General features: G+C 37.5%; 23 protein-coding genes. All 23 read right to left on the reverse strand.

Features of this window, described 5'->3' with window-relative positions; translation table 11 throughout:
- Nucleotides 1-243: 243 nt before the first annotated feature.
- Entirely contained in the window at nucleotides 244-1,053 is an 810-nt protein-coding gene (locus tag AOC36_RS11175) for a hypothetical protein (protein ID WP_067634327.1), read from the reverse strand.
- A complete protein-coding gene (locus tag AOC36_RS11180) occupies nucleotides 1,054-1,821 on the reverse strand; it encodes a lipoprotein (protein ID WP_067634332.1) in 768 nt (255 codons plus the stop codon).
- Nucleotides 1,818-2,039, reverse strand: coding sequence for a helix-turn-helix domain-containing protein (locus tag AOC36_RS11185; protein ID WP_067634333.1), 222 nt, complete (start codon nucleotides 2,037-2,039; stop codon nucleotides 1,818-1,820). Before AOC36_RS11185 ends, AOC36_RS11180 begins: the two co-directional genes overlap by 4 nt.
- An 8-nt stretch (nucleotides 2,040-2,047) precedes the next feature.
- On the reverse strand, nucleotides 2,048-2,977 hold the full coding sequence (locus AOC36_RS11190; RefSeq protein ID WP_067634334.1) for a hypothetical protein: 930 nt from the start codon (nucleotides 2,975-2,977) through the stop codon (nucleotides 2,048-2,050).
- Between the two features lie 271 nt (nucleotides 2,978-3,248).
- Nucleotides 3,249-4,328: a GntR family transcriptional regulator gene (locus tag AOC36_RS11195; protein WP_067634335.1), complete on the reverse strand. Its 1,080-nt coding sequence runs from the start codon at nucleotides 4,326-4,328 to the stop codon at nucleotides 3,249-3,251.
- A 246-nt stretch (nucleotides 4,329-4,574) separates the two neighbouring features.
- Nucleotides 4,575-5,762 carry a multiple monosaccharide ABC transporter permease gene (gene mmsB / locus AOC36_RS11200; RefSeq protein ID WP_078055169.1) on the reverse strand — a complete coding sequence of 396 codons (1,188 nt, stop codon included), beginning with the start codon at nucleotides 5,760-5,762 and terminating at the stop codon, nucleotides 4,575-4,577.
- A 2-nt stretch (nucleotides 5,763-5,764) separates the two neighbouring features.
- Nucleotides 5,765-7,300, reverse strand: a complete 1,536-nt coding sequence (locus AOC36_RS11205; RefSeq protein WP_067634336.1) for a sugar ABC transporter ATP-binding protein — start codon at nucleotides 7,298-7,300, stop codon at nucleotides 5,765-5,767.
- Nucleotides 7,301-7,359: 59 nt separating this feature from the next.
- Nucleotides 7,360-8,448: a multiple monosaccharide ABC transporter substrate-binding protein gene (chvE, locus tag AOC36_RS11210; RefSeq protein WP_067634337.1), complete on the reverse strand. Its 1,089-nt coding sequence runs from the start codon at nucleotides 8,446-8,448 to the stop codon at nucleotides 7,360-7,362.
- Between the two features lie 152 nt (nucleotides 8,449-8,600).
- Nucleotides 8,601-10,025: an L-arabinose isomerase gene (gene araA / locus AOC36_RS11215; protein ID WP_067634338.1), complete on the reverse strand. Its 1,425-nt coding sequence runs from the start codon at nucleotides 10,023-10,025 to the stop codon at nucleotides 8,601-8,603.
- A gap of 4 nt (nucleotides 10,026-10,029) precedes the next feature.
- Nucleotides 10,030-10,731, reverse strand: a complete 702-nt coding sequence (locus AOC36_RS11220; RefSeq protein ID WP_067634339.1) for an L-ribulose-5-phosphate 4-epimerase — start codon at nucleotides 10,729-10,731, stop codon at nucleotides 10,030-10,032.
- Nucleotides 10,724-12,316: a xylulokinase gene (locus tag AOC36_RS11225; protein WP_067634341.1), complete on the reverse strand. Its 1,593-nt coding sequence runs from the start codon at nucleotides 12,314-12,316 to the stop codon at nucleotides 10,724-10,726. Before AOC36_RS11225 ends, AOC36_RS11220 begins: the two co-directional genes overlap by 8 nt.
- Before the next feature lie 422 nt (nucleotides 12,317-12,738).
- The gene (locus AOC36_RS11230) at nucleotides 12,739-13,563 is read right to left on the reverse strand and encodes a mechanosensitive ion channel family protein (protein ID WP_067634342.1); all 825 of its coding nucleotides are present in this window, start codon (nucleotides 13,561-13,563) and stop codon (nucleotides 12,739-12,741) included.
- Nucleotides 13,564-13,702: 139 nt separating this feature from the next.
- Nucleotides 13,703-14,452 carry a pyruvate formate-lyase-activating protein gene (gene pflA / locus AOC36_RS11235; protein ID WP_067634343.1) on the reverse strand — a complete coding sequence of 250 codons (750 nt, stop codon included), beginning with the start codon at nucleotides 14,450-14,452 and terminating at the stop codon, nucleotides 13,703-13,705.
- Nucleotides 14,439-16,664, reverse strand: a complete 2,226-nt coding sequence (gene pflB, locus AOC36_RS11240) for a formate C-acetyltransferase (RefSeq protein ID WP_067634347.1) — start codon at nucleotides 16,662-16,664, stop codon at nucleotides 14,439-14,441. The genes pflA and pflB overlap by 14 nt, the downstream gene beginning before the upstream one ends.
- Before the next feature lie 173 nt (nucleotides 16,665-16,837).
- Nucleotides 16,838-18,103: a UDP-N-acetylglucosamine 1-carboxyvinyltransferase gene (locus AOC36_RS11245; RefSeq protein WP_067634348.1), complete on the reverse strand. Its 1,266-nt coding sequence runs from the start codon at nucleotides 18,101-18,103 to the stop codon at nucleotides 16,838-16,840.
- 21 nt (nucleotides 18,104-18,124) lie between these two features.
- Complete coding sequence (locus AOC36_RS11250; protein ID WP_067634351.1) at nucleotides 18,125-18,865, reverse strand: formate/nitrite transporter family protein; 741 nt, start codon at nucleotides 18,863-18,865, stop codon at nucleotides 18,125-18,127.
- A gap of 68 nt (nucleotides 18,866-18,933) precedes the next feature.
- Nucleotides 18,934-19,800 (reverse strand): class II fructose-1,6-bisphosphate aldolase, encoded by an 867-nt coding sequence (gene fba, locus AOC36_RS11255; protein ID WP_067634354.1) that lies wholly within the window; start codon nucleotides 19,798-19,800, stop codon nucleotides 18,934-18,936.
- A gap of 27 nt (nucleotides 19,801-19,827) precedes the next feature.
- Entirely contained in the window at nucleotides 19,828-21,444 is a 1,617-nt protein-coding gene (locus tag AOC36_RS11260) for a CTP synthase (protein ID WP_067634355.1), read from the reverse strand.
- Nucleotides 21,445-21,553: 109 nt separating this feature from the next.
- A complete protein-coding gene (rpoE, locus tag AOC36_RS11265) occupies nucleotides 21,554-21,871 on the reverse strand; it encodes a DNA-directed RNA polymerase subunit delta (RefSeq protein WP_067634356.1) in 318 nt (105 codons plus the stop codon).
- Nucleotides 21,853-22,257 (reverse strand): DUF1934 family protein, encoded by a 405-nt coding sequence (locus AOC36_RS11270; RefSeq protein ID WP_067634366.1) that lies wholly within the window; start codon nucleotides 22,255-22,257, stop codon nucleotides 21,853-21,855. The genes rpoE and AOC36_RS11270 overlap by 19 nt, the downstream gene beginning before the upstream one ends.
- A gap of 426 nt (nucleotides 22,258-22,683) precedes the next feature.
- Nucleotides 22,684-23,910, reverse strand: coding sequence for an aminopeptidase P family protein (locus AOC36_RS11275; protein ID WP_067634367.1), 1,227 nt, complete (start codon nucleotides 23,908-23,910; stop codon nucleotides 22,684-22,686).
- 13 nt (nucleotides 23,911-23,923) lie between these two features.
- Nucleotides 23,924-25,147 (reverse strand): HD domain-containing protein, encoded by a 1,224-nt coding sequence (locus AOC36_RS11280; protein WP_067634368.1) that lies wholly within the window; start codon nucleotides 25,145-25,147, stop codon nucleotides 23,924-23,926.
- On the reverse strand, nucleotides 25,131-26,576 hold the full coding sequence (gene gltX / locus AOC36_RS11285) for a glutamate--tRNA ligase (protein ID WP_067634369.1): 1,446 nt from the start codon (nucleotides 26,574-26,576) through the stop codon (nucleotides 25,131-25,133). Before gltX ends, AOC36_RS11280 begins: the two co-directional genes overlap by 17 nt.
- Nucleotides 26,577-26,710: the final 134 nt, after the last annotated feature.

Below are 26,710 nucleotides of genomic sequence, written 5' to 3' on the forward strand. Positions count from 1 at the left end.
ATATACTTGAACGTTAGTCCTTCAATCATACATCCCCTTTCACATATTAGAATGGCTTGACAGGGCGAATAGTTTCAACATTCGTAATTATTCTCTAGATCATCCCATTACATTAAAAAATGTGCCCTCTTTGATATCAGTGTAGCACATTTTTAAAGTCCATATTTTTTTGGTTTGGTTCAAATACGCATCATTGGTTCAATTCAGTGAAATTCATTTACCATGACACGCAATTTGAATCTCTTATGGGTTTCTACTTACATGATCAAGTTCAATCACACGTTGACTCGCAATTGCTTTATCACCCATGGGATTTGCTATCGAAATTTCTTCAAACACAACAACATCATAGCTACTGTAATAAAACGCGTCAATGAGTGTTCGATTTTGAGTTATTGACCCTTGTGAATCAATACGCTTTTGTATGACCATGATATACGCCCCCTCTACGGTATAGTGACTGATATTACTTAAGTCCACACGTTTTAGGATTGTATTGTCTTCATTGAACTCGATGGATTCGACGGATACCAAAGCATTCACAAACGAGGCATTGATATTCAATTCATAGGTTACACCCTCTGCAGTGTAAGATAGTGTTTTTTTCATTCCTACCTGTCCATTAGTATTCTTGATAGGTTCAATAATCCGTGTTCCATCTGTTTCTTCCAAGATCGAGTAAAATCGGTAGATAACGAAATCACCCACCATTCCGTTCACATCTATGTCAGCAAAGAATTGAATTTTTGTTCTTTGGTCATTGTCATAATGGACCCAAGTCGACGTATTTTTAAATCCACTGTCTGCATTCGCAACAATACCTTTATTGATAAACTGTTGGGGTGTTCGGTTTTCACTATCGAAATAATCCCAATCAATTAAGAAGTATGTAAAATTCTCTGTGTCAAATGTTACAGGCAGGGTCGGTTCTTCAAGCCTTTCAAAATATAATCCAAACCCTACCAACTTTCTTTGGTCAATTGTCGTGTTTTGAATCATTGAACAACCACTGAGCACAACCATGAGTATGAGTACAAATAACCGTCGTTTCATTTACAAACCCTCCCGATAAATTTTGATTGATTTTAGCTTAGCGACAACGTCATCCCCTTCGAAGTAAGGAAAAGTAAACACTTCAAATTCACCAATTCTTCGATCGTTTGGACTGTAAACATTGCGCTCTATGTATAAGGTTGAATCGAATGTAATACGTGTCATTTCAATAACAATGTATCCTGTTTTCAAATCAATTTCATTCAGCGTAAATCCATCAACTCTTTGGACGAGTTGATTGTTGTCGTCAAAATAGAGAATATCAATTGATTTAAGGGGGTCTGAATAGCGAATGTTTGCGCGTAAGTCTAGGTTACTTCGCTCACCATCGGTATTTAACACATCACTAAACGACCGAACCAATGCACCACCTGGCTCTCCAAAAGCAATGCTTGTTTGATTGATACTACGAAACGACTGTTTATTGTCTTTATCTTGTACAATAACACCTCCGCATAATCCAGGAGATTGCTTTGATCGTCTTAAAAAGAGAACCGTATCCATTCTTAAGGTTTGCTGATCATCCTCGATACTAATTTCTGTAGATTCAACCATAAACCGCGTACTTTCATCAAGGGAAACAAAACCTCCAGGGAACTCAAAGAAGAAGACATCTCCCTCAGTTAGCGCGATATCTCTACACCCATTGTCAGTGCCTAGTTTGATTCCAAATCCAACTTGATCAAGGGATTCATTGGATCCATCCAAAACCATTGAACAACCAGTTAGCGTGATAATTAGTATCAGTCCACTTATTATTTTTTTCATAATTCCTCTCCCAATTCTCCGTCAAATTCTAAGATATCTTTTACATCGCAATCCAAGTAATAACAAATTCGATTTAATGTTTGAAATCGAACCCCTTTAACTGATCCTGTTCTCAGCAGAGACATGTTCGCTTCTGTAATCCCAACTTTCTCGCATAGTTCTTTGGATGTCATATTAGAGCGCTTGAGTACATCATCGAGTTTTACATGTATTCCCATAGTGCCTCCTAAACAAATTGTTTGTTTTCTTCTTCAATCGCAAATGATTGTGCTAATACACGTGCGGAAATATAGGTAAATATTGCGATTCCCATCTCTGTGAGTGGTAACTCAAACTCAAAGTGCGTATTTATGAGTGTAGCCATTAGAAACAGCTTAAAGCAATAGATTGCAATTGTACTCACGATACTGAAGTTAAGCAGATCACGTGCACGCTTAGAAATTGATGCAAACTGATGTACTAAATCAATGCTGATTCCCTGTTTGAGATAATCGATGATACTGATTGCGGTGGCATCAATAAGTCCAATGAGCAATAAGGTTCGTATTGCGAAAACTATCTGGGATGGTATCTCTACGAGAATATCCGCGCCGTCTCCCACAGAAACACTCGAAATGTTTGCACAACTAAATGCCCCAACTAGTAAGCACGTACCTGATAGAACATAACGCACATATTGTTTTGATATGAATTTGAACCCTTCTTGTTTCTGAACAATCACGACACCATTCCATAGAATAAAAAATAGAATGATGATGGTTATCGCACCCTGTATCATTAAGCGAATATTCTCAAGATTTGCAATTCCTACACGTATAAGTTCTGGATTGATAAAGAAATTATTTAACGTACCATAGGTGGCAAAGAGTAACAACAGGGTGAAGGTAATGTTGATGTTCCTAAGTGTTCTATTCTTTGTTTTATCCAAGACCCTTAATAGGATAATTGGTATAAAAGAGACAAAAAAGTAAAGAATCCAGGCACATGTTTGCATCAGTTTCCCTTGTGATGATAATTGTCTAAGTATCTGAATATATCCTTGGTATGGGAATATGAAGAGCTTGAATAATACATCTGTTGATCCATATAACCGAACCAGTGCAAAGCATCCAACAAACCCAAACAGATACCACAATGTAAAGTGTGTCTTCTTCATGATATAACCCCTCCTGATTATTGTAAAACAATAATTCTTATCTATACTATAGCACAAAATTATCATAAAACAATAATTTTTCTATATTTCTTAAGATTAGCTTGCTCTTAATACAAAAAAACACAGATTCAATCCTTTGATGAAATCTATGTTTATAATAACTAATATGAATACGGCTCAGCACTTTTTGCCAAACCAAAGAACCTATTTTAATCTGAATTGACATCCGTATTGAGACAATCACAGTAATAGGTCCTCGATATAATCCTACTTATTCTTCATTTAACGCTTTGACACTACCTTTTGCTACTACATCACCATGATAAAGAATTGACTTCATTTCGTAACCAGGATTCTCGATGAGTTGAATCATGCTTGAAGCTGCTTCTTTTCCAAGTTTTGCCTTAGGATGATTGACAGAGTCAAGTTTCACTTCCGTCATAGTACTCAATACAGAGTTATCATAACTGATTATTGAGAGATCATCGGGAACTTTTATTCCATATTGCCATGTAAGTTTGAGTACTTCAATGGCTACAGAATCGTTATAGCAGACCAATCCTGTGATTCTTTTATCTCGTATCATTTCCGCAACTTCTTCAGCCATTACTTTATCAAATGTTTCTGTTTCATACATGATGACATTTTTACTGTTATAAGGGATATCAAACTCTGAGCATGCCTTTATATATCCCTTTAAGCGTTCTTTTCCTTGGCGATCATCTGCTTTAAAAATACCACCAATTTTATAATGATTATTATCAATCAAACACTTCGTAGATTCATACCCCGCAGTTAAGTCATCGAGTGCTATTAACGGAAAATCTAATTCATCATATTTTGCATTTATCATGATTATTGGTATTCCAAGTTCACTCATTTGCATATATAACCCAATATTTGGATTATAATGAGCACTTTTTGTGGGTTCAACAATCAGGCCATCCACATTCCTGTTCATCATGAGTTGAATTGCTTGCTCTTCCACACTAATATCATTATTAGTGCTTGCGAGAATCATAGAATATCCAGCCATTGTGAGTTCTTTCTCAATTCCTCTAATAATCGTTGGGAATATGTAGTCAGAAAAATATGTAGTGATAACGCCAATTTCCTTTACGTTTCTCTTTTCTTTTTGGTCCGACACAAAAGATCCAGCACCCTGTTCCTTAACAATGACTCCCTCATACTCTAATCTATTTAACGCTGATCTGACTGTATGTCTGCTTACAGAAAACTGTTTTTGGAAATCTAGTTCGGATGGCAAACGATCTCCGGGTTTTAATTTTTTTTCTTCAATAAGCTTAATTATCTCTTTTTGCACAAATTCATGTTTAGTTTTATATTCCATACATCCCTCAAGTTCCCCCTTCTACCACAACAAAACCTTTCTATAACTATTTTATTGACGCAATCTAGTCTATGTGTATTTTATCACGACTTGAAATTAAAACAAAGTTAGATGTCTTCAAGTTGTTGATTAAAACTATGATATGCCTTTATTCTTCCATACTTAGTATTAATAATCTATACATTCCTAAATTAGAAAAAAGGACGCTACATGAGAAATTCCGTCACTACGCCCTTTAACTTTTACTTAATGTGCACGTTTGCGGTTAATAACATCAAGAGCTACAGCAAGCAACAGAACTGCTCCTTTTATCGCTTGTTGAACATCTGATCCAACGCCCATTAATGACATACCATTATTCAGAACCGCCATTACGAGGCCCCCAACTATCGATCCCATTATTTTTCCAATACCACCACTAGCAGATGCCCCACCAATATAACATGCTGCAATCGCATCAAGTTCGAAGCCTGTTCCAGCTTGTGGAGTTGATGCATTTAAACGTGATACAAAGATAAGCCCGGATACTGCTGCAAGAAGACCCATGTTTGTAAATGCCAGTATCGTAATCTTCTTAGCTTTAATCCCCGATAGAGTCGCAGCTTTCATATTTCCCCCAATAGCGTAGATGTGCCGACCTAATTTTGTATGGCTCATTATAAAATGATAAATTAAGGCTAATGCTAAAAGTATGGTAATGATAATTGGAACCCCTTTATAGTTCGCTAGAATATAACTGAATCCCATTATAATTGCAGATAATGCGATCAACTTTGGAATGAATCTTGCTTTTGATTCAACATCTATCCCATATGATATCTTTTTTGCACGAGATCTAAACTGTAATACAAATAATACAATAACACCCACTAAACCAAAGATTAAAGGGTTAGCTTTTAATCCAGCAATTTCTGGTAAAAATTCAGGAACAAATTTTGTACTGAATATTTGGAAATTTGATGGTAGTGGAGCAATTGTTTTTCCTTGTAAGATAACCATCGTAATACCGCGATATAACAGCTGTCCTGATAAAGTAACAATAAACGAAGGAACACCAACAATCGCTACCCAGAATCCTTGGAACGCTCCAATTAACGATCCTGCTAATAGGCAAATAAGTATCGCAGGAATAATCGGAACATTCATACGAACCATAAGTGTTCCTGCCAACGCACCAACCACAGCTACAATCGACCCTACAGAAAGATCCGTGTGATTCAATACAATTAAAACCAGCATACCAATTGCGAGAACAAGTATGTATGAGTTTTGCAGGAATATATTAGTAATATTCAGTGGTTTCATGAGTAGCCCATTCGTAATTATTTGGAATACTATCATAATCATTACTAAGATGATTGTCATACTATTTTTTCTAAAGAACTTCAGCCCTTTATCTAACAATCCACTCTCTTTTTTTTCAATGTTTTCCATACTTATCCTCTTTCTTTAACTCCTAGCATATGCTGCATCACTGTTTCTTCCGTTAATTGATCACGTGGTATTTCTCCAGTAATCCGACCTTCACAAAGCGCATACACACGATCTGACATACCAATTAATTCAGGTAAATCTGATGAAATCATGATTACACCTTTGCCAACGCGTGCGATTTCATTCATAAGTTTATAAATTTCAAATTTAGCCCCTACATCGATTCCTCGTGTTGGTTCATCAAGAATGAGTACATCAGGGTTTGTCATTAACCATTTACTTAGGACAACTTTTTGCTGATTTCCTCCACTCAAATTTCCAACTTGCTGGTGAACAGATGGCGTTTTTATATTCAACATAGTCCGATACTTTTCTGCCGCAGACACTTCCTCGTGTTGATCCACAACGCCATAATGACAAATCTCATCTAAACTTGAAAGTGATATGTTTTTATTCACAGTATCATTAAGTATCAGTCCCGCTTCTTTTCTATCTTCGGTAACATAGGCTAAACCACTATCAATTGCGTCTTTTACACTATTAAATACAACTTTTTTTCCATTTAGTATGATTTCTCCGCTAATATTGGAACCATACATTTTTCCAAATAAACTCAACGCTAGTTCAGTCCGCCCCGAGCCCATAAGTCCTGCAATACCAACAATCTCACCAGCTCTTAGGTTTAACGAGACATCTCGAATAATTTGACGAGTCTTATCTAGCTCATGGTATACATTCCAGTTTTTAACTTCAAAAATTACATCCTCAATGATTGCATCCTTTTCTGGATACGCGTGTGCAAGATCCCGTCCAACCATGCTTTTAATCATTCGTGCTTCAACATTAGGATTAACATCTTCAATATCATCAACTACACACCCATCTCGTAGGACAGATATATGATCAGCAGTGCTCATGATTTCATTGAGTTTATGAGATATGATTATTGAAGTAACCCCTTCTTGCTTAAAACGCTTAATTAGATCCAATAAATTTGCACTCTCTGTTTCGTTTAATGCCGCTGTTGGTTCATCAAGAATCAATAACTTGGCTTTTTTTGAAACTGCTTTTGCAATCTCTACTAATTGTTGTTGTCCCACCGATAATTCCGATATCATCGTTAATGGATCGATATTGAGCCCAACTGTGCTCAATAATCTTCTTGCCTCGCTTATACTTTGGTAGTAGTCAACCACACCACCACTTCCAATTTCGTTCCCTAAGAAGATATTGTCAACAATCGTCATATTCGGAATTAACGCTAATTCCTGATGGATAATAACTATTCCTAATGCTTCACTATCACGGACTCCTTGGAATTGACACGTTTGACTATCGTAATAAATATTTCCACTGTATTCAGAATGTGGGTATACACCACTCAACACTTTCATTAATGTTGATTTCCCTGCTCCGTTTTCTCCACAGAGTGCATGGATAGTATTTCGTTCTACTTGGAAATTGACGTTTGATAAAGCCTTAACAACCCCGAATTCCTTCGTAATATTTTGCATTTCTAAAATTATATCTTTTTGCATAAATACTCACCTTTTTTAAAAAAACAAGGTATAGAAAGCTATACCTTGTTGTTATATCGCTATTCTAATCCTAAATCTGCAGCAGTGAAGTACCCGCTATCTATTAAGATTTCTCTAAAATTTGAGATATCTACTGATTGAGGAACAAGTAAGTATGACGGAACAATTTTTGCTCCATTATCATATGTTTCAGTGTCATTGATTTCAACTTCTGTACCCTCGAGTAATGATTGAACCATTTCAGCAGCTTTCTCTGCTAGCTTACGTGTATCTTTAAATACTGTTTGTGATTGCTCACCAGCGATGATTGATTTTACACCCGCTTCAGTAGCATCTTGACCTGTAACTAACGGTAATGGTAACTCATCTGTTCCATATCCTATAGCTTTCAGTGATTCAATTACTCCTAATGAAATTGGATCATATGGCGATAGAACTACATCAACTGTTTTTCCTGTTGAGTAATGAGCATTAAGGATATTATCCATACGAGTTTGAGCAGTTGCTCCATCCCAACGCAAAGTAGCAGCTTGGTTAAATTCTGTTTGACCACTTGCTACCACAAGTGTGCCATCTTCGAAATATGGTTTCAATGTATCGATTGCTCCATCCCAGAAGAATAATGAGTTATTATCATCAGGAGATCCACCAAATAGTTCAATATTGAATGTTTCATCTGTGTTTTCTAGGTCTAAAGAATCAATAATGAAATTTGCTTGTAGGACTCCAACGCTGTAATTATCAAATGTAGCATAATAGTCAACATATTCACTATTCATGAGAAGACGGTCATAAGCAATGACACGAATTCCTTCTTCATTTGCTTTTGCAAGTACATCAGTCAATGCGCTACCATCGACAGCTGCGATTACAAGAACATCAACGCCTTTGGTAATCATATTTTCAATTTGGGATACTTGGTCTTCTACGACATCTTCCGCATATTGCAAATCGGTACTATATCCTAATTCTTCTAATATTTTAACCATATTTGAACCATCAGAAATCCAACGTTCAGCAGATTGTGTTGGCATTGATATTCCAACGAACCCTTTTGATGATCCGGTATCACCACTATTTGAACATCCAGCAATCATTAAGACCACCATCAGTAGAACAACTAACATTTTACTTTGCTTTAATTTCATTTCAAAGCCTCCTTTTCTAAATGTTAATTAAAATCTAGACAAATCTTTTGCTATCACACCCTATATGATAGCGCTTACGAACAAAGTATATCATATTGTCCGTACATGTCAATATATTTTGTGAAATTTATATGTAAATTGTTCGTACAAGATTAACGTATTACAACAACTTCAACATTACACAAGTTTGCCCACCATTCTATTTGCTCTACTGTGACATGAAGTGAAGCAACCGTATGGTGCCCACCACCAACACGGATCCATTCTTTTACTCCCTGAGTAAAGCCAGGTTTTGGTTTCCATAAAACTCGTGCAACTGGTAGATTAGGTGCCGGTGTATCTGGTTTGATTGCTTCGATTTCGTTCACGATCACTTTAAAGTTATTCCCAAAATCCGCAACCGTAACCGCGATTCCTTCACCTTCTCCACCATCAAATACAAGACGTGCTGGATCTGCTTTATTTCCAATACCTAAAGGGGATACAACAATTCTAGGTTTATTACTTGAAAAGGTTGGATCTACTTCTAACATATGCGATTGTAGAATTGCTTCTTTTCCTACTGCAAGCTCATAAGTATAGTCTTCCATAAAACCAGTTTCTTTATTATGGCTTGCGATTTTCATAAAACGGTCTAGAGCAGCAGTTTTCCAATCACCTTCTCCTGCAAATCCATACCCTTGTGCCATAAGTCGTTGAACAGCCAATCCAGGCAGTTGTTCCATACCATATAGGTCTTCAAAGTTTGTTGAGAATGCAGTATATCCACCTTTTTCTAGGAAGCGTTTTAGTGCTATTTCGTAACTCACTTGAACTTTTACATGGTGTTCCCACACTCTTGGTTCATAATTACCGTAGTCAAAGTCATATAAGTCTTTATACGTTTCAAACAAAGCATCCACTTCTGATGCTTCAACCTGGTTTACTTCTGCAACCAAATCTCCAATTCCAAAGTAATCGACATACCATCCGAATTTGATTTGTGCTTCGATCTTGTCACCATCTGTCACCGCAACATTACGCATATTATCGCCAAAACGCGCTACTTTAATATTGAATCCTTCATTGTATGCTACCGCTATGTCCATCCAACGAGCAATTTGTGCTTGTACATCTTCGTGTTTCCAATATCCAACGACAATCTCATTGTTTTTCTTAAGTCTCGCATTAATATACCCATATTCGCGATCTCCGTGTGCAGATTGATTGAGATTCATAAAGTCCATATCAATGGTTTCCCAAGGAATGCTTTCATTAAACTGTGTCGCTAGGTGTAACAACGGTTTTGTTAATAATTGTGTTCCACGAATCCACATTTTTGCTGGTGAAAATGTATGCATCCACGTAATAATCCCAGCAACATTATCATCGTAATTTGCTTCTTTCATAATTTGAGTGATGCCATCACTTGAAGTTGCAAGCTCCTTTAGTACAATTGGATATTTGAATTGACCACTGTCATTCAATGTATCTGCCATAACCTTGGCATGACTTAAAACTTCTTTAAGTGCTTCATCCCCATATAGATTTTGTGACCCAACAACAAACCAAAATTCCTTATTACTAACTGTTAACATATTTTTATCCCTTCTTTTGCCCGTAATAGGCATTTTTACCTTTTTTTCTTAAGTAATGTTTATCAAGTATTTCTTGCGGCAAGTATGATGCATCGTGCTTTAACATTTGTGTTCGATAATTCATCTTGCACACTTCTTCGAGAACTACTGCATGCACAACTGCATCCTTTGCATTTTTACCCCATGTAAACGGTCCATGACCATGTAATAAAATAGCTGGGATTGCTTCATAATCGATCCCTTGTTTCACAAATGTATCGACAATCAGTTGTCCAGTCTCATATTCATAGCCACGGTCGATTTCTTCTTGATTCAAATAGCGAGCGCAAGGTACTGGTCCATAAAAGGTATCTGCATGCGTTGTCCCATATACTGGAACATCTAAACCTGCTTGTGCCCATGATGTAGCCCATGGTGAATGTGTATGAACTACACCACCAATATGATCAAATGCTTTATAAAGGGCCGCATGTGTAAGTGTATCAGAGGAAGGATTGAGATCACCTTCTACAACCTTGCCATCAAAGTCGCAAACGACCATGTTTTCAGGTGATAAGTCTTCATAATCAACGCCACTTGGTTTAATCACAAAGAGTTTCTTTTCTCTACAGACACCACTCACATTACCCCATGTATATTTGATGAGATTCTGGTTTTTTAGCTCCATATTTGCGAGATATACTTCTTCTCTTAGTACCTCAAGCATGTGAATCACTTCCTTTCACAAATACATTGATTGCTTCTTTTTCTACACTAAGGCACTTTTCGAAATGTGTTGCGTACCTACAGTAAGCTTCGACTTCAGATATTTCAGGTTCACATGTTATTTCTTTAACATCGCTAAAGATTTCTTCACTGAGATAGTCTTCAAGTAGTTTACCACTACCATCTATACAATAACGCGCGAGAATCGCCATCCCCCATGCGCCTCCCTCTGAAGCTGTATCCATCACAGTGACTGAACTTCCCATTGCTTGCGCAATAATCTTCTGAGCAACCCCTTTTGTTTGGAATATGCCGCCATGTGCAATCATCGATTTGATCAGTACACCTTCTTCTTTTAAAATTCTCATACCTAAGTGTAGTGTAGCAAATGCACTATCTAAATGTGCTCTCATGAAGTTCGAAACATTTAGTTGAGCATCTGGGGTCCGCATATAAAGTGGACACCCATAATCTAGACCCGTTATCGTTTCTCCTGAATGATAACCATAAACAATGTGATTATGTTGGTCTGCTGCATCTAATGCTAAATTAAAGCTTTTTTCAAACAACTCTTTTTTATTTACTTCATATCCCATCATTTCAACTACTTCTGTCATGAGTTCAATCCAAGCATTAATTTCTGATGTACAGTTATTTGCATGAACCATCGCAACAGGATTACCACTCGGTGTTGTGACCATATCAATTTCTGGGTAAACTTTAGTCAGTAAGTGGTCCATAACAACCATCGCAAACACTGATGTTCCTACAGACACATTTCCCGTTTCATTTTTGACACTATTTGTCGCAACCATCCCTGTTCCTGCATCACCTTCAGGAGGAGCAAGGCAGATGCCAGATGGTAAACTTCCAGATGGATCAAGTAGTTTAAGTCCTTCTTCCGTAAGGAATCCAGCATTCTGCCCTGCAATGAGAACTTCCGGTAATAGGTGTTGAATATCAAGGTTTAAACCAATAGGTTTTATTAATTCATCGAATTTATGCAGAATTTCCTTATCATATGTTTTTCCATCAGACGATATTGGAAACATTCCTGAGGCATCACCTACGCCAAGAACTTTATTCCCTGTTAATCTCCAATGTACATATCCAGCTAATGTTGTTATAAAGTCGATCTCTCTGACATGTGTTTCTTTATTCAATATGGCTTGATACAAATGGGCAATACTCCATCTTTGAGGAATATTAAAATTGAAAGATTCTGTTAATACTCCACTCGCCTCTTCTGTAATTACATTTCGCCACGTTCTAAAAGGAACCAACAAAAGTCCATTTTTATCAAATGGAAGATATCCATGCATCATTGCACTTATCCCTAGAGACTCTATGTTCGAAATATTAACCCCAAGATTTTGTGACTGTTCAATAATCTGTTTTATCACTTCTTGGATACCAACCCAAACTTCATCTAGAGAATACGTCCATATCCCGTCAGCTAGTTGATTTTCCCATTCATAAATACCGTTAGTTATAGTTTTCCCTTTACAATCTATTAAAACTGCTTTAATTCTAGTGGAACCTAATTCGATTCCTAAGCTAAGTTTATCTTTTGTATTATTTAACATAGTCTATCCTTTCCTCACATGTAACCACTTACATTCCAATTATAGCAACTTGTACGGATAAGTCAATAGATTTTCTTGTGTTTGTCGATAACTTGTACGTATAACTGTGTTCTGTGTTTTCTTCCTCTCAATTTGCGTCCATAGAAGCTCAATTGATTTGCGCAAAAACAAAAAAAGTACTCAGCTATTATTGTTCTGAGTACTTTTATCCCACAGAGCACAAATATCTACAACCTTAATATTTCCAAACGCGATGAACTGTTTATACGGAAATAAATGCAGCTCCCCCTGACCTGCAATTGATTGATAATTGTTCTCATATATAAAATATAACACTATTTTCACACAAATACATCAAATCTAGGGTAATTCTGATAGTGAAAGTATTAATACCAAGTTTCATCTTCTTTGAGTGAAGATGTTTAAACTTCACTTTTAGGGTTATATTCTTCCACTTCATCTAGGGTCTTCGATGACAATGTAATGTTTTCATCTCGGAGGCTTTTCACAAGTCTTCGCCTTAACATTGTCTCAACACCCCAATTCTTATCCGGCAATGTTCTACAACTTACTCTTAGCACATAAAAGCGTTCTTCTAGGGTTGTTACACCATCAAATCCTGGTTTAGTAATCATCGGTTCTTCGAGTTCAATTTCATCTAGGGCTTTTTCAAGCACATTGATCACATGTTCCATCTCAAAGTGGTATGGCACTAAAAAGTCCACGACTGCTTTTCGATAATCACGAGACATATTAGTGACCATATTGATATCCCCATTGGAAAGGATATACTGTTCTCCTGTGAGCGAGTTTCTTAGGCGCGTAGCGCGTAGTGTAATTGATTCCACAACACCTGTAACCCCATTAATTGTCACAACATCACCGAGGTTAAAATGGTTCTCAGACAGAATAAAGAATCCTGATAAGAGGTCACGGATGAATTGTTGAGCACCAAGACCTAAGGAAACAGAGACTGCACTGGCTATGGCTACCATTGGAGTTGATGAAAACCCAAACACTTCAATAATCATCATCATCGCGATCACATACACGAGAACTTGAATTGTTTTACGCATTACCGATAAATAGGTTTTTTGTTTCTGGGATTGTGTTCGTTTTATACCCCTTCGAATGAGATGTACAAAAAAGCGCTGGATGAGCCACGCAACACTGAATATGATTACAGCAGAGATTACATTTCTAAGAATCGGTTCTCCTTCTAAAAACACTTCAATTTTATCTAACATAATATCACGACCTTACACACCTTATTTTAACATGGTTGTATGCTTTATTCTTTGTGAATTCTTGTTATTTGAACTAAAGTCTACAGCTAAAAAAAACAGTACATCATTGGGCAATAACACCGTCTTGATATACTGTTAACTAAGCTCTTCTTAATGCTCTGATTTGATCCTTCAAGTATTCTTGAAGTTTCATACATTCTTCTTTATTCATTGCAGGAACACCCTCCAATGGATAAGTGAGTCCCAGTGCATCGTATTTATTAACACCCATCGTATGATACGGGAGTAGCTCAATACGTTCAATATTCTTTAATGGAGCGATCATGTTCGCTAACTGATCCATATATTCAATCGAATCATGGATGCCAGGTACGACAACAACACGTATCCACATCTTAACATCTAAGCGTTGGGCTGTTTCTAAGAATGCATCGGTTACTTTCTTAGGAACTCCGGTCATTTTTCGATAGAAATCATCTTCGACACCTTTAATATCATACAAAATCAAATCAGTTTGACCCAGTATTTTTTCAAAGGTATTGAGCCGACCAAATCCAGATGTATCAAGAACGGTATTTATACCTTCTTCATGACATGCTTTCATTGCTTCATATAGAAACTCGGGTTGATTCAGTGGTTCACCACCACAGAATGTTACACCCCCTGTTTCGCCATAATATGGTTTATATCGTTTAAGCTTAGCGATTAGTTCTTCAACTGTTGTCGCATCCTTAGGATCTGTTTTGAACATATCCGGATTATGACAGAATAGACAGCGAAGTGGACACCCCGAGAGGAACACAATTGTTCTGATTCCCGGGCCGTCCACCATCCCCATCGTTTCTAGTTTTCTGACATATCCAATCTGTGATCGATTAGATAGAGTCATGGAATGTACGACTAATTACTTCACGTTGTTGTTCTGGTGACAAACGAATGAAGTTAACAGCGTAACCTGATACACGAATTGTAAGTTGTGGGTAATTCTCTGGATGCACCATAGCATCTTCGAGTTTTTCACGGTTCAATACGTTTACATTCAAGTGGTGAGCACTTTGGTTAAAGTATCCATCCATAACACCTACAAGGTTTGTTACTTGTTCATCTTCGCTCTTACCAAGAACTTGAGGAACAATACTGAATGTATTTGATACACCATCTTCACACACTTCGTTGTAAGGAATCTTAGCAACTGAGTTCAATGAAGCAAGTGCTCCTGAACGATCACGTCCGTGCATTGGGTTCGCACCTGGTGCAAATGCTTCACCAGCTTTACGTCCATCAGGTGTTGCACCTGTCTTCTTACCGTATACAACGTTAGATGTAATTGTAAGAATTGATAGTGTATGTTTCGCATCGCGAATAATTGGGTGAGTTTTTAGGTAACGTGAGAAACGTTCAACCAAGTCAACAGCGATGCTGTCTACACGGTCATCATCATTTCCGTATTGTGGGTAATCGCCTTCGATTTCAAAGTCAACAGCGATTCCTTCTTCATTACGAATTGGTTTAACTTTCGCAAATTTGATTGCTGAAAGTGAATCCGCAACAACTGAAAGACCTGCAATACCAAACGCCATTAAGCGTTGTACGTTTGTATCATGAAGTGCCATTTGGCTCTTTTCATACGCATATTTATCATGCATGTAGTGGATGATGTTCATTGAATCAACATAGATTCCAGCAAGTTGTTGCATTACTGCATCGTAAGCTTTCATTACTTTGTCGTAATCAAGTACTTCATCATTCATTGGTTCAACACCTTCAAGTACTTTCATGCCACGTTTTTCATCAACCCCACCATTAATAGCATAAAGGAGTGCTTTAGCTAGGTTGGCACGTGCACCAAAGTATTGCATTTGTTTACCAATTTTCATTGCAGATACACAACATGCGATTCCGTAATCATCGCCAAAGTCTGGACGCATTACTTCGTCATTTTCATATTGTAGAGCACCTGTTTCGATTGACATCTTCGCAGCATAGCGCTTGAAGCCTTCAGGTAATTTATCGGACCATAATACAGTCATGTTTGGCTCAGGAGCTGGTCCTAAGTTTGTGAGTGTATGTAGGTAACGGAATGAGTTCTTTGTTACTAATGGACGTCCATCTTCACCAATACCTGCGATTGATTCAGTAACCCAAGTTGGGTCACCCGCAAATAGATCATCATACTCAGGTGTACGAAGGTGACGTACTAAACGTAATTTCATGATAAATTGATCAATGTATGATTGAGCAGTTTTTTCATCGATGATGCCTTCTTCAAGGTCACGTTGAATGTAAATATCGAGGAATGTAGATGTACGACCTAAGCTCATCGCTGCACCATTATTTTCCTTAACAGCAGCTAAATAACCGAAGTATGTCCATTGGATTGCTTCTTTAGCATTTGTAGCTGGTCCACTGATATCGCAACCATATTGAGCTGCCATCGCTTTAATATCGCCTAATGAACGAATTTGTTCATTTGTTTCTTCACGTAATTGAATTGTTTCAGCGTTGATTGTTGTAATCTTGCTTAGATCCACTTTCTTCGCTTCTACTAAAGCATCAATACCGTAAAGTGCAATACGACGGTAGTCACCAATAATACGACCACGACCATAAGCATCTGGTAATCCAGTGATAAGTCCAGTTGAACGTGCACGACGAATTTCTGGAGTATATGCATCAAAAACCCCTTGATTATGTGTTTTTGTATAGTTATGGAAGAAATGAGATGTTTTTTCATCCATCTTACGGTTGTAGATATCAAGAATTGAATCTACTAAACGGATACCACCGTAAGGGTTGATGATTCTCTTTAATGGAGCATCTGTTTGAAGCCCAACAATTTCCTCATCTTCTTGAATTATATAGCCCGGTTTGAAGTTGTTTACACCTGAAATACTGTCCATTTCAATATCTAAGACGCGAACTTTTACTTCTTCTTTAAGTAATTCTAAACAACGATTCCAAAGACGTTCAGTGTTATCACTAATTCCTTCTAAGAATGCTTCATCACCTTCATAAGGTGTGTAGTTCTTTTGAATGAAATCGCGTACATTGATTTCTTCTTGCCATTGTCCTGCTTTAAATTTATTCCATGCATTTGTCATATGTATCACTCCTTTGCCCATATACTATAACATATATAAAGCGATAGACTGTGTATTTCTTGATAAAAGTAAGCGGTTTCTCTAGTTATTAGTGAAACATTCGCCATATTTCACGAAAAAACAAAAACCGCTTGTCAAAAGCGGTAATTATTTCACAAGGTTGAGAGTCGTTATCACTCAACATCTTCGCGCCAGATTTTAGCGCCTAATTCGATTAATTTTGTATCCAAATTATCGTATCCACGATCGATATGATACGAGTCATGAATCGTCGTTACTCCATCAGCAATCAAGCCAGCTACGACAAGACTTGCACCGCATCTTAAATCTGTTGCGGTTACTTTTGCACCATAGAGTGGGGTTGCACCATTGATTAAGGCTTGACCTTGACCAACAATAATATTTGCACCCATTCTTTGAAGTTCCGCACAATGCTTAAAGCGTTCTGTATAGATTGTTTCACGAACCATCGATTGACCAGTTGCTTGTGTTAATAATGTTGTTAGGGGTTGTTGCAGGTCAGTAGCGAATCCAGGATAAGGTTGTGTTTGGATATCAGTAGCAATGAGCTCTCTTCCACTACGAACAATAACATAATCTGAGCCTAACTCTAAATCAACACCCATCTCAACAAGTTTCGATAATAATGCTTCCAAGTGTTGGGGAATAATATTATCAACACGTACTTCTTCAGCCATTGCTGCTGCCATGATGATAAATGTTCCTGCTTCAATACGGTCTGGAATAATTTCATGCGGTGTACCTGTCAGGTTTTCAACACCATCAATTGTAATCACACTGGTACCTGCACCTTTAATGTTTGCGCCCATTTTATTTAAAAAGGTTGCGACATCAATGATTTCAGGTTCTTTTGCAGCATTTTCAATTAATGTACGGCCCTTTGCATAAACTGCAGCAAGCATAATATTCAATGTTGCACCAACCGAAGCAACGTCCAAGTAAATTTTCGCACCCGTAAGTTCTTCTGCGGATATTTCATAATATCCATGGTGATATTCAATGTTTGCACCCAATGCCTCAAATCCTTTAAGATGTAAGTCAATTGGTCGCGGTCCAAGGTAACAACCTCCAGGCATTTGCATTTTCACATACTTGTATTTTCCGAGTAAAGCACCCATAAAGTAATACGATGCACGAAGCTTAGTTGCTGCTTCATGGTCTAACACTTTATTTTTCATGTTGGTTGTATTAATTTGGAAATGATCGGAGGATGGAGACGTTACGTCAACACCCAATTCCTTTAGCAAGATTGATAGCGATTCAACATCCGAGATGTTTGGAACGCCATATATATCTACCACACTGTCGTTTGCTAAGATCGCAGCAGGTATTAATGCCACTGTTGCATTTTTCGCGCCACTAATATGAACGCTACCCTTCAACTTGTGACCACCTTCGATTTTAATAACATTTCCCATAAAATACTCCTCTATAAATTTTTACGATTTGTCCCTGATATAAGTATAAAGGAATCCCACAAAAAATGCACCCCCAACGATATTCCCTAGATATACAATCACAAAGTTATATACAAAGTCAAATAAGGTTACGGATGTGTTCAATACTGCTGCACCAAGTATGTATAGATTGGCCACGCTGTGTTGAAATCCTAAGAGCACAAATACCATGATTGGAAACCATACAGCAAACATTTTTGCGCCAGTATCCTTCACCATAATAAATAACCAAACGGACAATCCCACAAACCAGTTACATCCAATTCCTGATACAAAGATCTGCATTGGAGACGCATTGATTTTGTGATGAGCGATATTTGCAACAACTTCAGGTGATACATTTCCTAAGAAGTATGTAAAGAAGAAGGCTACAAATAATGCACCAATTATATTCCCAAATGTGATAATCATCCAGTTTTTTAAACACTGCCCAAGTGTTACTCTTTTATTAAAATAAGCAATGGATACAATCGTCATATTTCCTGTAATTAACTCCCCGCCAGCAAATAAAATTATGATTAGCCCAACAGGGAATACTGAAGCACCAACCACCGTGCCCATTCCTTCGCCCAATAATGAAACTGAGCGGACATATGCCATATAACCAAATGCAATCATTGCCCCCGCAATAAAGCTTAGTACAATTTGAGATTTTAAAGATCGTTTGACTTTCTTGACACCAAGCTCACATGCTTTATTGATTGTTTCATCTAATGTATACATTTCTACGTTTCTCCTCAAAAAAATAGACTGCATGTCAGATGACACACAGTCTATTTACTCCGACTTAATTAAGCTTTGTTAGCACTACCGAAGATTTCGATTTTTTCTTTAACGCCCGCTTTGATAGCAGCTTTTCCTGGCCCTAACAATTTACGTGGGTCAAAGCCTTTACCTTCAAGGTCTTTACCAGCTTCAATATATTTACGAGTTGATTCAGCAAACAATAATTGTAATTCTGTATTTACGTTGATTTTAGCAACACCGAGTTCGATTGCACGTTGAATTTGGTCAGTAGGAATTCCTGAACCACCGTGTAATACGAGTGGAATTTCTCCTGTTAAATCTTGGATTGATTTAAGAACACCAAAGTCTAAACCAGCCCAGTTTTCAGGATATTTTCCGTGGATATTACCAATACCAGCAGCTAAGAAGTCAATGCCTGTATCAGCCAATGTTTTACATTCTTGAGGATCAGCAAGTTCACCTGTACCGATTACACCATCTTCTTCACCACCAATTGAACCAACTTCTGCTTCAACTGAGATTCCGCGTTCATGAGCGTATGCTACAACTTCTTTAGTTTTTGCCAAGTTTTCTTCGAAGTCATAGTGTGAACCATCAAACATTACTGAAGTAAATCCAGCGTCGATAGCTTTGAATGATTTTTCATATGAACCATGGTCTAAGTGAAGTGCAACTGGAACCGTTACATTCAATTCTTCAACCAATGCTTTTACCATATCAGCAACAACTTTGAACCCGCCCATATATTTCGCAGCACCTTCTGATACTCCTAATAATACTGGTGATTTTAGCTCTTCAGCTGTTTCTAAGATTGCTTGTGTCCATTCTAAATTGTTGATGTTAAATGCTCCAACAGCATAATGTTCACGACGTGCTTTTTCTAAAATTCCTTTTGCAGATACTAATGCCATATCTTATCCTCCTAATAATCTACTATTCTATTTTACTCTTTTTTCTGAATATTGCAAAGATGCATTCACAAATCCGTTAAATAAAGGATGTGAATGGTTTGGACGCGACTTAAATTCAGGGTGGAATTGACATGCTACAAAGTAGTCATGGTCTTTTAATTCCACAATTTCAACCAATTGTCCATCTGGACTTAACCCACTAAATACAACTCCATTTGCTTCAAACAGTTCCCTGTAAGCATTGTTGAATTCGTAACGGTGACGGTGACGCTCAAAAACTACTTTATTGCTATATAAATCGTAGGATTTACCGGATTCATCAAGTTGACATGGGTAATTACCAAGACGTAATGTTCCCCCCATATCTGTATATTGAAGTTGTTCATCCATTAAGCTGATAATTTTGTTTGGTGAATCCTTGTCAAATTCACTTGAATTTGCGCCATCAAGCTTGCATACATTACGACCGAATTCAATCATCGCAATTTGCATTCCAAGACAAATTCCAAAGTATGGAACGTTATTTTCACGTGCATATTGTGCTGTCACAATTTTACCTTCAATTCCACGATGACCAAAACCACCTGGAACCAAGATACCATCAAGACCTTGCATATGACGTTCAACATTTTCTGCCGTCACATCTTCAGAATTAATCCATACAATCTCAACAGCCGTACTGTGTGTGTATCCAGCATGCAATAAAGATTCCGCAACGGATAAATATGCATCATGAAGTTGTACATATTTCCCAACTAATCCAATCTTTATTGACTTCTTGAGGTTGCGTGAACGTTCAAGCATTTTAATCCAATCGCACATATCTGCTTCAGGTGCATCCGTAATATCAAACTTATGTAAGATATACTCGTCTAACCCCTGTTCTTGAAATGAGATTGGTAATTCATATAAGTTCTCAACATTGCGTGATTCGATGATTGCATTTTTACGCACATCGCAAAATAGTGCAATCTTTGATTTCATTTCATCTGTGAGTGGTTCGTCACATCGTGTCACAATAATATTGGCTTTGATTCCTAATGACATGAGTTCTTTAAAACTGTGTTGAGTTGGCTTCGTTTTAAATTCTCCACTCGCTGGTACTTTAGGAATCAATGTTGTATGAATAAATAATACATCATTACGATCGTTTTCAGCATGAACTTGGCGTACTGCTTCTATGAATGGCAAGGACTCAATGTCTCCAACTGTCCCTCCGATTTCAGTGATTACAATATCCGCATTTGATTCACGTGCTGCTTCGTATACTTTATTCTTAATCTCATCAGTTATATGGGGGATAACTTGTACTGTAGCTCCTAAGTAGTCACCACGGCGTTCTTTAGAGATTACATTCGAATATACACGGCCCGTCGTGATATTTGCATTGCGCGTTAGTTCTTCGTCGATAAACCGTTCATAATGTCCTAAGTCTAGGTCAGTTTCTGCGCCATCTTTTGTTACGAACACTTCTCCATGTTGATACGGAGACATTGTACCTGGGTCTACATTAATATACGGATCGAACTTTTGCATAAATACACTAAAGCCACGATTCTTCATAAGTCGACCAATTGATGCAGCAGTAATCCCTTTACCAATCCCTGATACAACACCACCTGTTATAAATATATATTTTGTCATGGTCCTTTTTTCCTTTCCTCTTTATAAAAAAAATGAGCCCCCAAAATCATTTGGAGGCGTTGCCCTTTTTAATTCTATCAAACTTGACTTTCTACTTCAACAAAGAAAACTATATTTCGCCTTCTTCTTCTTCAAACTCTTCTTCTTCGAATTCCTCATAGTCTTCATACGCTTCTGTTAATTCAGGATCAATTTTAAGTGTATCCTCTGCATAACGTTCACGAAGATCCCATTGGTTACCCTCTAAAGAGATAAAGCGAGAATCAAGCATTAATGCATTGTAGAAAGATGCAATTTTCTTTTTTGCCATCTCATCTGTATAGCCAACATCATCACAAACTTCTTTCCATAGTTTGTTAAAAACCACTTGTTTGCGTTTGCGCTTTAAACTACGATATGCTACATCGCTTAGTGAATTTCCTGCCATGTTTTGACCTCCTCTAACCAGGAACAAGAATAATTATAGCTATCAATAATTTGATTATTATCAATCAAATTATACGACAATCCCACAAAATCATCCTGTACCTCAAGTTTTATTAATTGAACTTCGAAGACCAGCTTCCCTTCGTCAGAATTAATCTGAACCCACGATTCCTCTTTTGAAAAATAACAGGTAGTGATCCACTCTCCGTATCTTCGTAATAAACATGTATCGCGTGTGATATCTAACACAACTTGCACAGTATCATTTTCTCGATAAATCACACGAACTGATCCATTTAGATTATTGACTTCCCCTAAGGCATCTACAAATGATAATGTTGTATCATTTGAATGCTGCTGAACTCTGATTGCCCTGTTTATGGTCAAACACCTCTTATCTATTACGTAATAGAATTATATTTAATTACACCCTAATGTCAAGCGAAATTCAGATATTTATATGAAAGTTTTGTGAAGTGTCAGTAATACACCTTTAAACAAAGGAGAAAACGGGATTTAATTATAGAAACTTTTGAAAAGTCATTCATAACAATAGTGATTCCATCATTGAATAAAAATTTATTTATATAACCTCTTTGGTGTATAAAATTTAGACCAAAACAGTCCCAATGAAAACACAGTGAGATCCTGAGTAACGATTTCGTTATACACCTTCATTGCTTTACATTATGTGATTTTATGCTTCACTTTCTTATTTACACTAAACCCCACTCGCAGATACGTTTCTTCTTAAACCCTGATCGGGTTCAAATAAAAATGGGACTCAATATATCAAGTCCCATTTTGCATGAATTACGTGTTATGAATTTCCTTTAGCAATGCTTCAATACCATCTGCATCTCGAATGATGAATGGTGCAAGGTCTTCGCATCCATCTTCAGTAATGAGTAAGTCTGTCTCAATACGAATGCCAATGCCTTCTTCTGCAATGTAAAGTCCTGGCTCATCGGTAATTACATGTCCAGGTTCAAGCGGCATTGCACGGTCTGACCATACATCGTGTGTATCTAGCCCCAGTGAATGACCTACACTGTGGTAGTAATACCGTCCAATGTCTTCACTGCGTTCAAGAAGTCCAAGTGTCTTCAGACCTTGAGCGAGTTTCTCTTTAGATAACTCATTTAAATCAATAATTGATACACCCGGTCTTGCGGCTGCTTTTACTGCTTCAAAGCACTCAAGTACAACGTTGTAGATATCACGTTGACGTGGTGTAAAGGTACCATTGATTGGATAGGTTTGTGAAATATCAGCACCATAGTGATTCACACGAATCCCTAGATCTAACAATACGAGCTCTCCATCATTTAAGGGTTCATCATTTTTTATATAGTGAAGAACGGTCCCATTCATCCCAGAAGCCACAATCGTTTCAAACATTTGATCACCTGATTGTTTCGCACCTTCATAATGGAATCGTGCAGCCATATCATTTTCATTTGCATCAGGTTTCATTTCTTCCAACATAGCAAGAATTGACTCATGCGTTACTTTAATTGCGTGTTTAATGGCGTCAACTTCTTCAGGGAATTTAACCATTCGACTGCGCACAAAAATTTCTGTAACATCTGTGACACGTTGAATGCCAACATAGTCAGCCATTCCGATTGCAGAACCATAGACTTGTTCTTGGTATGTATTGTGGTCCATATCAAGTCCTATACGGTTATTTGATTCAAGCACTTTGTTGAGATACTTATCAAAGTCTTCAAAATAACGGACATCTTTAATTCCACAGATGTCTTGCGCTTCTTCTTTACGCATGTAATGCCCAACCCATTTTTCTTGAGATTCATCGACATCACGTAAAAAGAGGATATCACCTTTTGGATCAAAGACTAAAACTGCACCCGGTTCTTCAATGCCTGTTGCATATACAAAGTTACGGTTTGCGTGGAATGGATAATCAGCATCTGCACTTTTGCGAATTGGTAATCCGCTAAATACAAAGGTAGTTGTGTTTTTAGGCAAATGATCACGGATCAGTTTGCGAATTTTTATATACGTTTCTCTGTTCATATCAAACTCCTTTTCATTCTGGATAGAAAACTTTAAAGTCTTCTTTATCTTCTTGTAATACAAATCCCTTTACAATCTGTGATGCACTGGACAATTCCACCAGTTCTTGATTTTTTAATACTCGAATTGGTTTCGGTCCTTCATGTTCATCATAGGGTTTGTAGAGAATTTGTGTCATATAATCCATCACAACATAATAGCGTGGATTATATCCTTTCGATTCAACCTCTGTTGAGATTGACTCAATCATTGCTTCACTTTCAACATCTTGATACTTAAATAAATCACGATTCACAAGCCGGGTTGTAAGGTCTCTTAAGACTTCATCCTCACTATTCATGAGCATCATAAATCCATACATACAGGTTGTTTCATCGAGATAGAAATGATCTTCTACACTCACCTCATCATTGAGCAACAAATTTTTAAACAAGGGTAACATGTTCAAAATTTCAGGTTTCTCAAACGCAACATCTTTAAGTCGTTTAAAAATCATATGCAAAATGCTTTCATAAGCACGTGAGGTTGGATGGAGATATACTTGCCAATACATTTGATACCGAGCCATAATGTAATCTTCAACCGCATGGATGCCACTTTCCTTCACCACGAGTTCATCATCAACAACACGAAGTGTCCGTAAGATTCTGAACAAATCAAACTCACCATAGCTAACACCTGTAAAGTATGAATCTCTTAAAAGATAATCCATGCGATCCGCATCGAGTTGACTCGATATGATTTGTGTCAGAAGTTCTCGCTTATGACGATGTGAAATAATGTCCGCCACCATTTGAGGAAGATTACCATCAGCGCGATGGAGAATTTGATGAATCTCAGAGCTTGATTCTAATATGATCTTGTCTGTATAGGCTTCGTGGTTCACACTGGTGACACTTTCAAAAGAATGCGAAAAGGGACCATGACCAACATCATGGAGTAAAGCAGCGCATAAAACCGCAACACGTTCAGTTTCACTTAAGGCAATCTTTAACCCTTTTACGTTTTCAATCATCAAACGTGCAACTTCATACACACCTAATGAATGGCCAAAACGCGAGTGTTCAGCGGTGTGATACACCTGAAAGGTTCCACCAAGCTGATGGATGCGCCTTAAACGTTGAAACTCTTTGGAATCAATGAGTTCCCATATGACTGCATCTTCAACATTAATGTATCCGTGGACTGGATCTCTTAATACTTTATGTTCTGAAGTTTTTTTATAGTGAATTGACATAGGATTCTAACCGTTCTTTGACAGTATGCTCACCTACTAAATATAACGAACTCATCAAATCAGGTCCGTGTGTTTGGTGTGTTCCACACACACGAAGACCCATAAAGAGCGGTTTGCCTTTGAGTCCACTGTCTTTTTTCGCTGCATTAAATGCTTCTTTTAATGCTTCAGGGTTCCACTCACTTGGGAAATGATTCAAGAATGCTTTCGCAATTTCAGGTGTTGTTTCCCATGATAGAACATCCTTCGCTTCATCTGTCAGCTCAGGTTCTTCAAAGAACATTGTGATTAGCGCCCCAATTTCAGCGCCATATTGACATTGCTCCTTAAACAAGAGTAAACAGGTATGAATCCATGCTTCATCCTTTTGTGATAAGTCTACTGCTTTTTCAGCATGTGGTCTTACAAACGCTAACCAACTCGCATCATCCAGTGACTTCATGTATTGGTGATTCATCCAGGTTAATTTTTGAACATCAAACATAGATGGTGCTTTTGAGAGACGTTTCTCACTAAAGTGTTCCACAAGTCCTTCTTTTGTGAAGAGTTCTTGTTCACCTTCTGGCGACCATCCAAGAAGTGACATAAAATTAAACATCGCATGAGGCAAATAGCCTTGTTCATCATATTGACTGATGTATTGCATCACTGAATTATCACGTTTTGATAACTTCTTACCATTTTCATTCACGATTAAGGTCATATGACCATAGATTGGGGGTTCCCAGCCAAACATATCAAATAACATGAGTTGTTTTGGTGTATTTGAGATATGTTCTTCACCTCTAAATACATGGCTAATTTCCATCAAGTGATCATCAATCACAACTGCAAAGTTATAGGTAGGGATCCCATTTGATTTCATAATAACCCAATCCCCTATATCTTTAGTTTCAAAGGAAACGGTACCACGTACCATATCATCAAATGAGTAGGTCTTGTTCTCAGGCACTTTTAAGCGCACTGAATAGGTCTTGCCTTCTTGTTCATATCTTTGTTTGGTTTCTTCATCAAGATGCAAACAATGGCGGTTATAACGCGTTGAGGTATACCCTTTCGCTTTTTGTTCTTGATAATCTTTTTCAAGTTCTTCTGGGGTACAATAGCATTTGTATGCATGCCCCATTTCAATTAATTTTTCAGTGTATTCACGATACAGATCCAAACGTTCCATCTGACGATAAGGTGCATACTTTGGATTGGGTTTGTCTGGTGATTCATCCGGCTCAATGCCCAACCATTTTAAATAATGCGTTTGTGAGGCTTCTCCACCTTCAACATTACGCTCAATATCTGTATCTTCAATACGAAGTACGAAATCACCATCATAATGTTTCGCGATCAAATAATCAAATAACGCTGTTCGTGCATTTCCGATATGTAAAAAACCTGTCGGACTTGGTGCATAGCGCACTCTAACTCTTTTCATACAATTCCCTCTTTCATATGTGCTTAATAATTATATCATGAAATAAACAACTTTGAGTGACTCAATAGCCAATGGACTAATCAAAGAAAAACGTTAAGTTATCACTGATTCTCATCGTTGGTATCATAAGCTGA

It is taken from the genome of Erysipelothrix larvae, from assembly GCF_001545095.1.
In the GTDB taxonomy this organism is placed as follows: domain Bacteria; phylum Bacillota_I; class Bacilli_A; order Erysipelotrichales; family Erysipelotrichaceae; genus Erysipelothrix; species Erysipelothrix larvae.

Excerpts from the sequence above, each read along its gene's own strand:
- AOC36_RS11175 (WP_067634327.1), bottom strand. The coding sequence starts at position 1,053 with ATGAAACGACGGTTATTTGTACTCATACTCATGGTTGTGCTCAGTGGT.
- AOC36_RS11180 (WP_067634332.1), bottom strand. The coding sequence starts at position 1,821 with ATGAAAAAAATAATAAGTGGACTGATACTAATTATCACGCTAACTGGT.
- AOC36_RS11185 (WP_067634333.1), bottom strand. The coding sequence starts at position 2,039 with ATGGGAATACATGTAAAACTCGATGATGTACTCAAGCGCTCTAATATG.
- AOC36_RS11190 (WP_067634334.1), bottom strand. The coding sequence starts at position 2,977 with ATGAAGAAGACACACTTTACATTGTGGTATCTGTTTGGGTTTGTTGGA.
- AOC36_RS11195 (WP_067634335.1), bottom strand. The coding sequence starts at position 4,328 with ATGGAATATAAAACTAAACATGAATTTGTGCAAAAAGAGATAATTAAG.
- mmsB (WP_078055169.1), bottom strand. The coding sequence starts at position 5,762 with ATGGAAAACATTGAAAAAAAAGAGAGTGGATTGTTAGATAAAGGGCTG.
- AOC36_RS11205 (WP_067634336.1), bottom strand. The coding sequence starts at position 7,300 with ATGCAAAAAGATATAATTTTAGAAATGCAAAATATTACGAAGGAATTC.
- chvE (WP_067634337.1), bottom strand. The coding sequence starts at position 8,448 with ATGAAATTAAAGCAAAGTAAAATGTTAGTTGTTCTACTGATGGTGGTC.
- araA (WP_067634338.1), bottom strand. The coding sequence starts at position 10,025 with ATGTTAACAGTTAGTAATAAGGAATTTTGGTTTGTTGTTGGGTCACAA.
- AOC36_RS11220 (WP_067634339.1), bottom strand. The coding sequence starts at position 10,731 with ATGCTTGAGGTACTAAGAGAAGAAGTATATCTCGCAAATATGGAGCTA.
- AOC36_RS11225 (WP_067634341.1), bottom strand. The coding sequence starts at position 12,316 with ATGTTAAATAATACAAAAGATAAACTTAGCTTAGGAATCGAATTAGGT.
- AOC36_RS11230 (WP_067634342.1), bottom strand. The coding sequence starts at position 13,563 with ATGTTAGATAAAATTGAAGTGTTTTTAGAAGGAGAACCGATTCTTAGA.
- pflA (WP_067634343.1), bottom strand. The coding sequence starts at position 14,452 with ATGACTCTATCTAATCGATCACAGATTGGATATGTCAGAAAACTAGAA.
- pflB (WP_067634347.1), bottom strand. The coding sequence starts at position 16,664 with ATGACAAATGCATGGAATAAATTTAAAGCAGGACAATGGCAAGAAGAA.
- AOC36_RS11245 (WP_067634348.1), bottom strand. The coding sequence starts at position 18,103 with ATGGGAAATGTTATTAAAATCGAAGGTGGTCACAAGTTGAAGGGTAGC.
- AOC36_RS11250 (WP_067634351.1), bottom strand. The coding sequence starts at position 18,865 with ATGTATACATTAGATGAAACAATCAATAAAGCATGTGAGCTTGGTGTC.
- fba (WP_067634354.1), bottom strand. The coding sequence starts at position 19,800 with ATGGCATTAGTATCTGCAAAAGGAATTTTAGAAAAAGCACGTCGTGAA.
- AOC36_RS11260 (WP_067634355.1), bottom strand. The coding sequence starts at position 21,444 with ATGACAAAATATATATTTATAACAGGTGGTGTTGTATCAGGGATTGGT.
- rpoE (WP_067634356.1), bottom strand. The coding sequence starts at position 21,871 with ATGGCAGGAAATTCACTAAGCGATGTAGCATATCGTAGTTTAAAGCGC.
- AOC36_RS11275 (WP_067634367.1), bottom strand. The coding sequence starts at position 23,910 with ATGAACAGAGAAACGTATATAAAAATTCGCAAACTGATCCGTGATCAT.
- AOC36_RS11280 (WP_067634368.1), bottom strand. The coding sequence starts at position 25,147 with ATGTCAATTCACTATAAAAAAACTTCAGAACATAAAGTATTAAGAGAT.
- gltX (WP_067634369.1), bottom strand. The coding sequence starts at position 26,576 with ATGAAAAGAGTTAGAGTGCGCTATGCACCAAGTCCGACAGGTTTTTTA.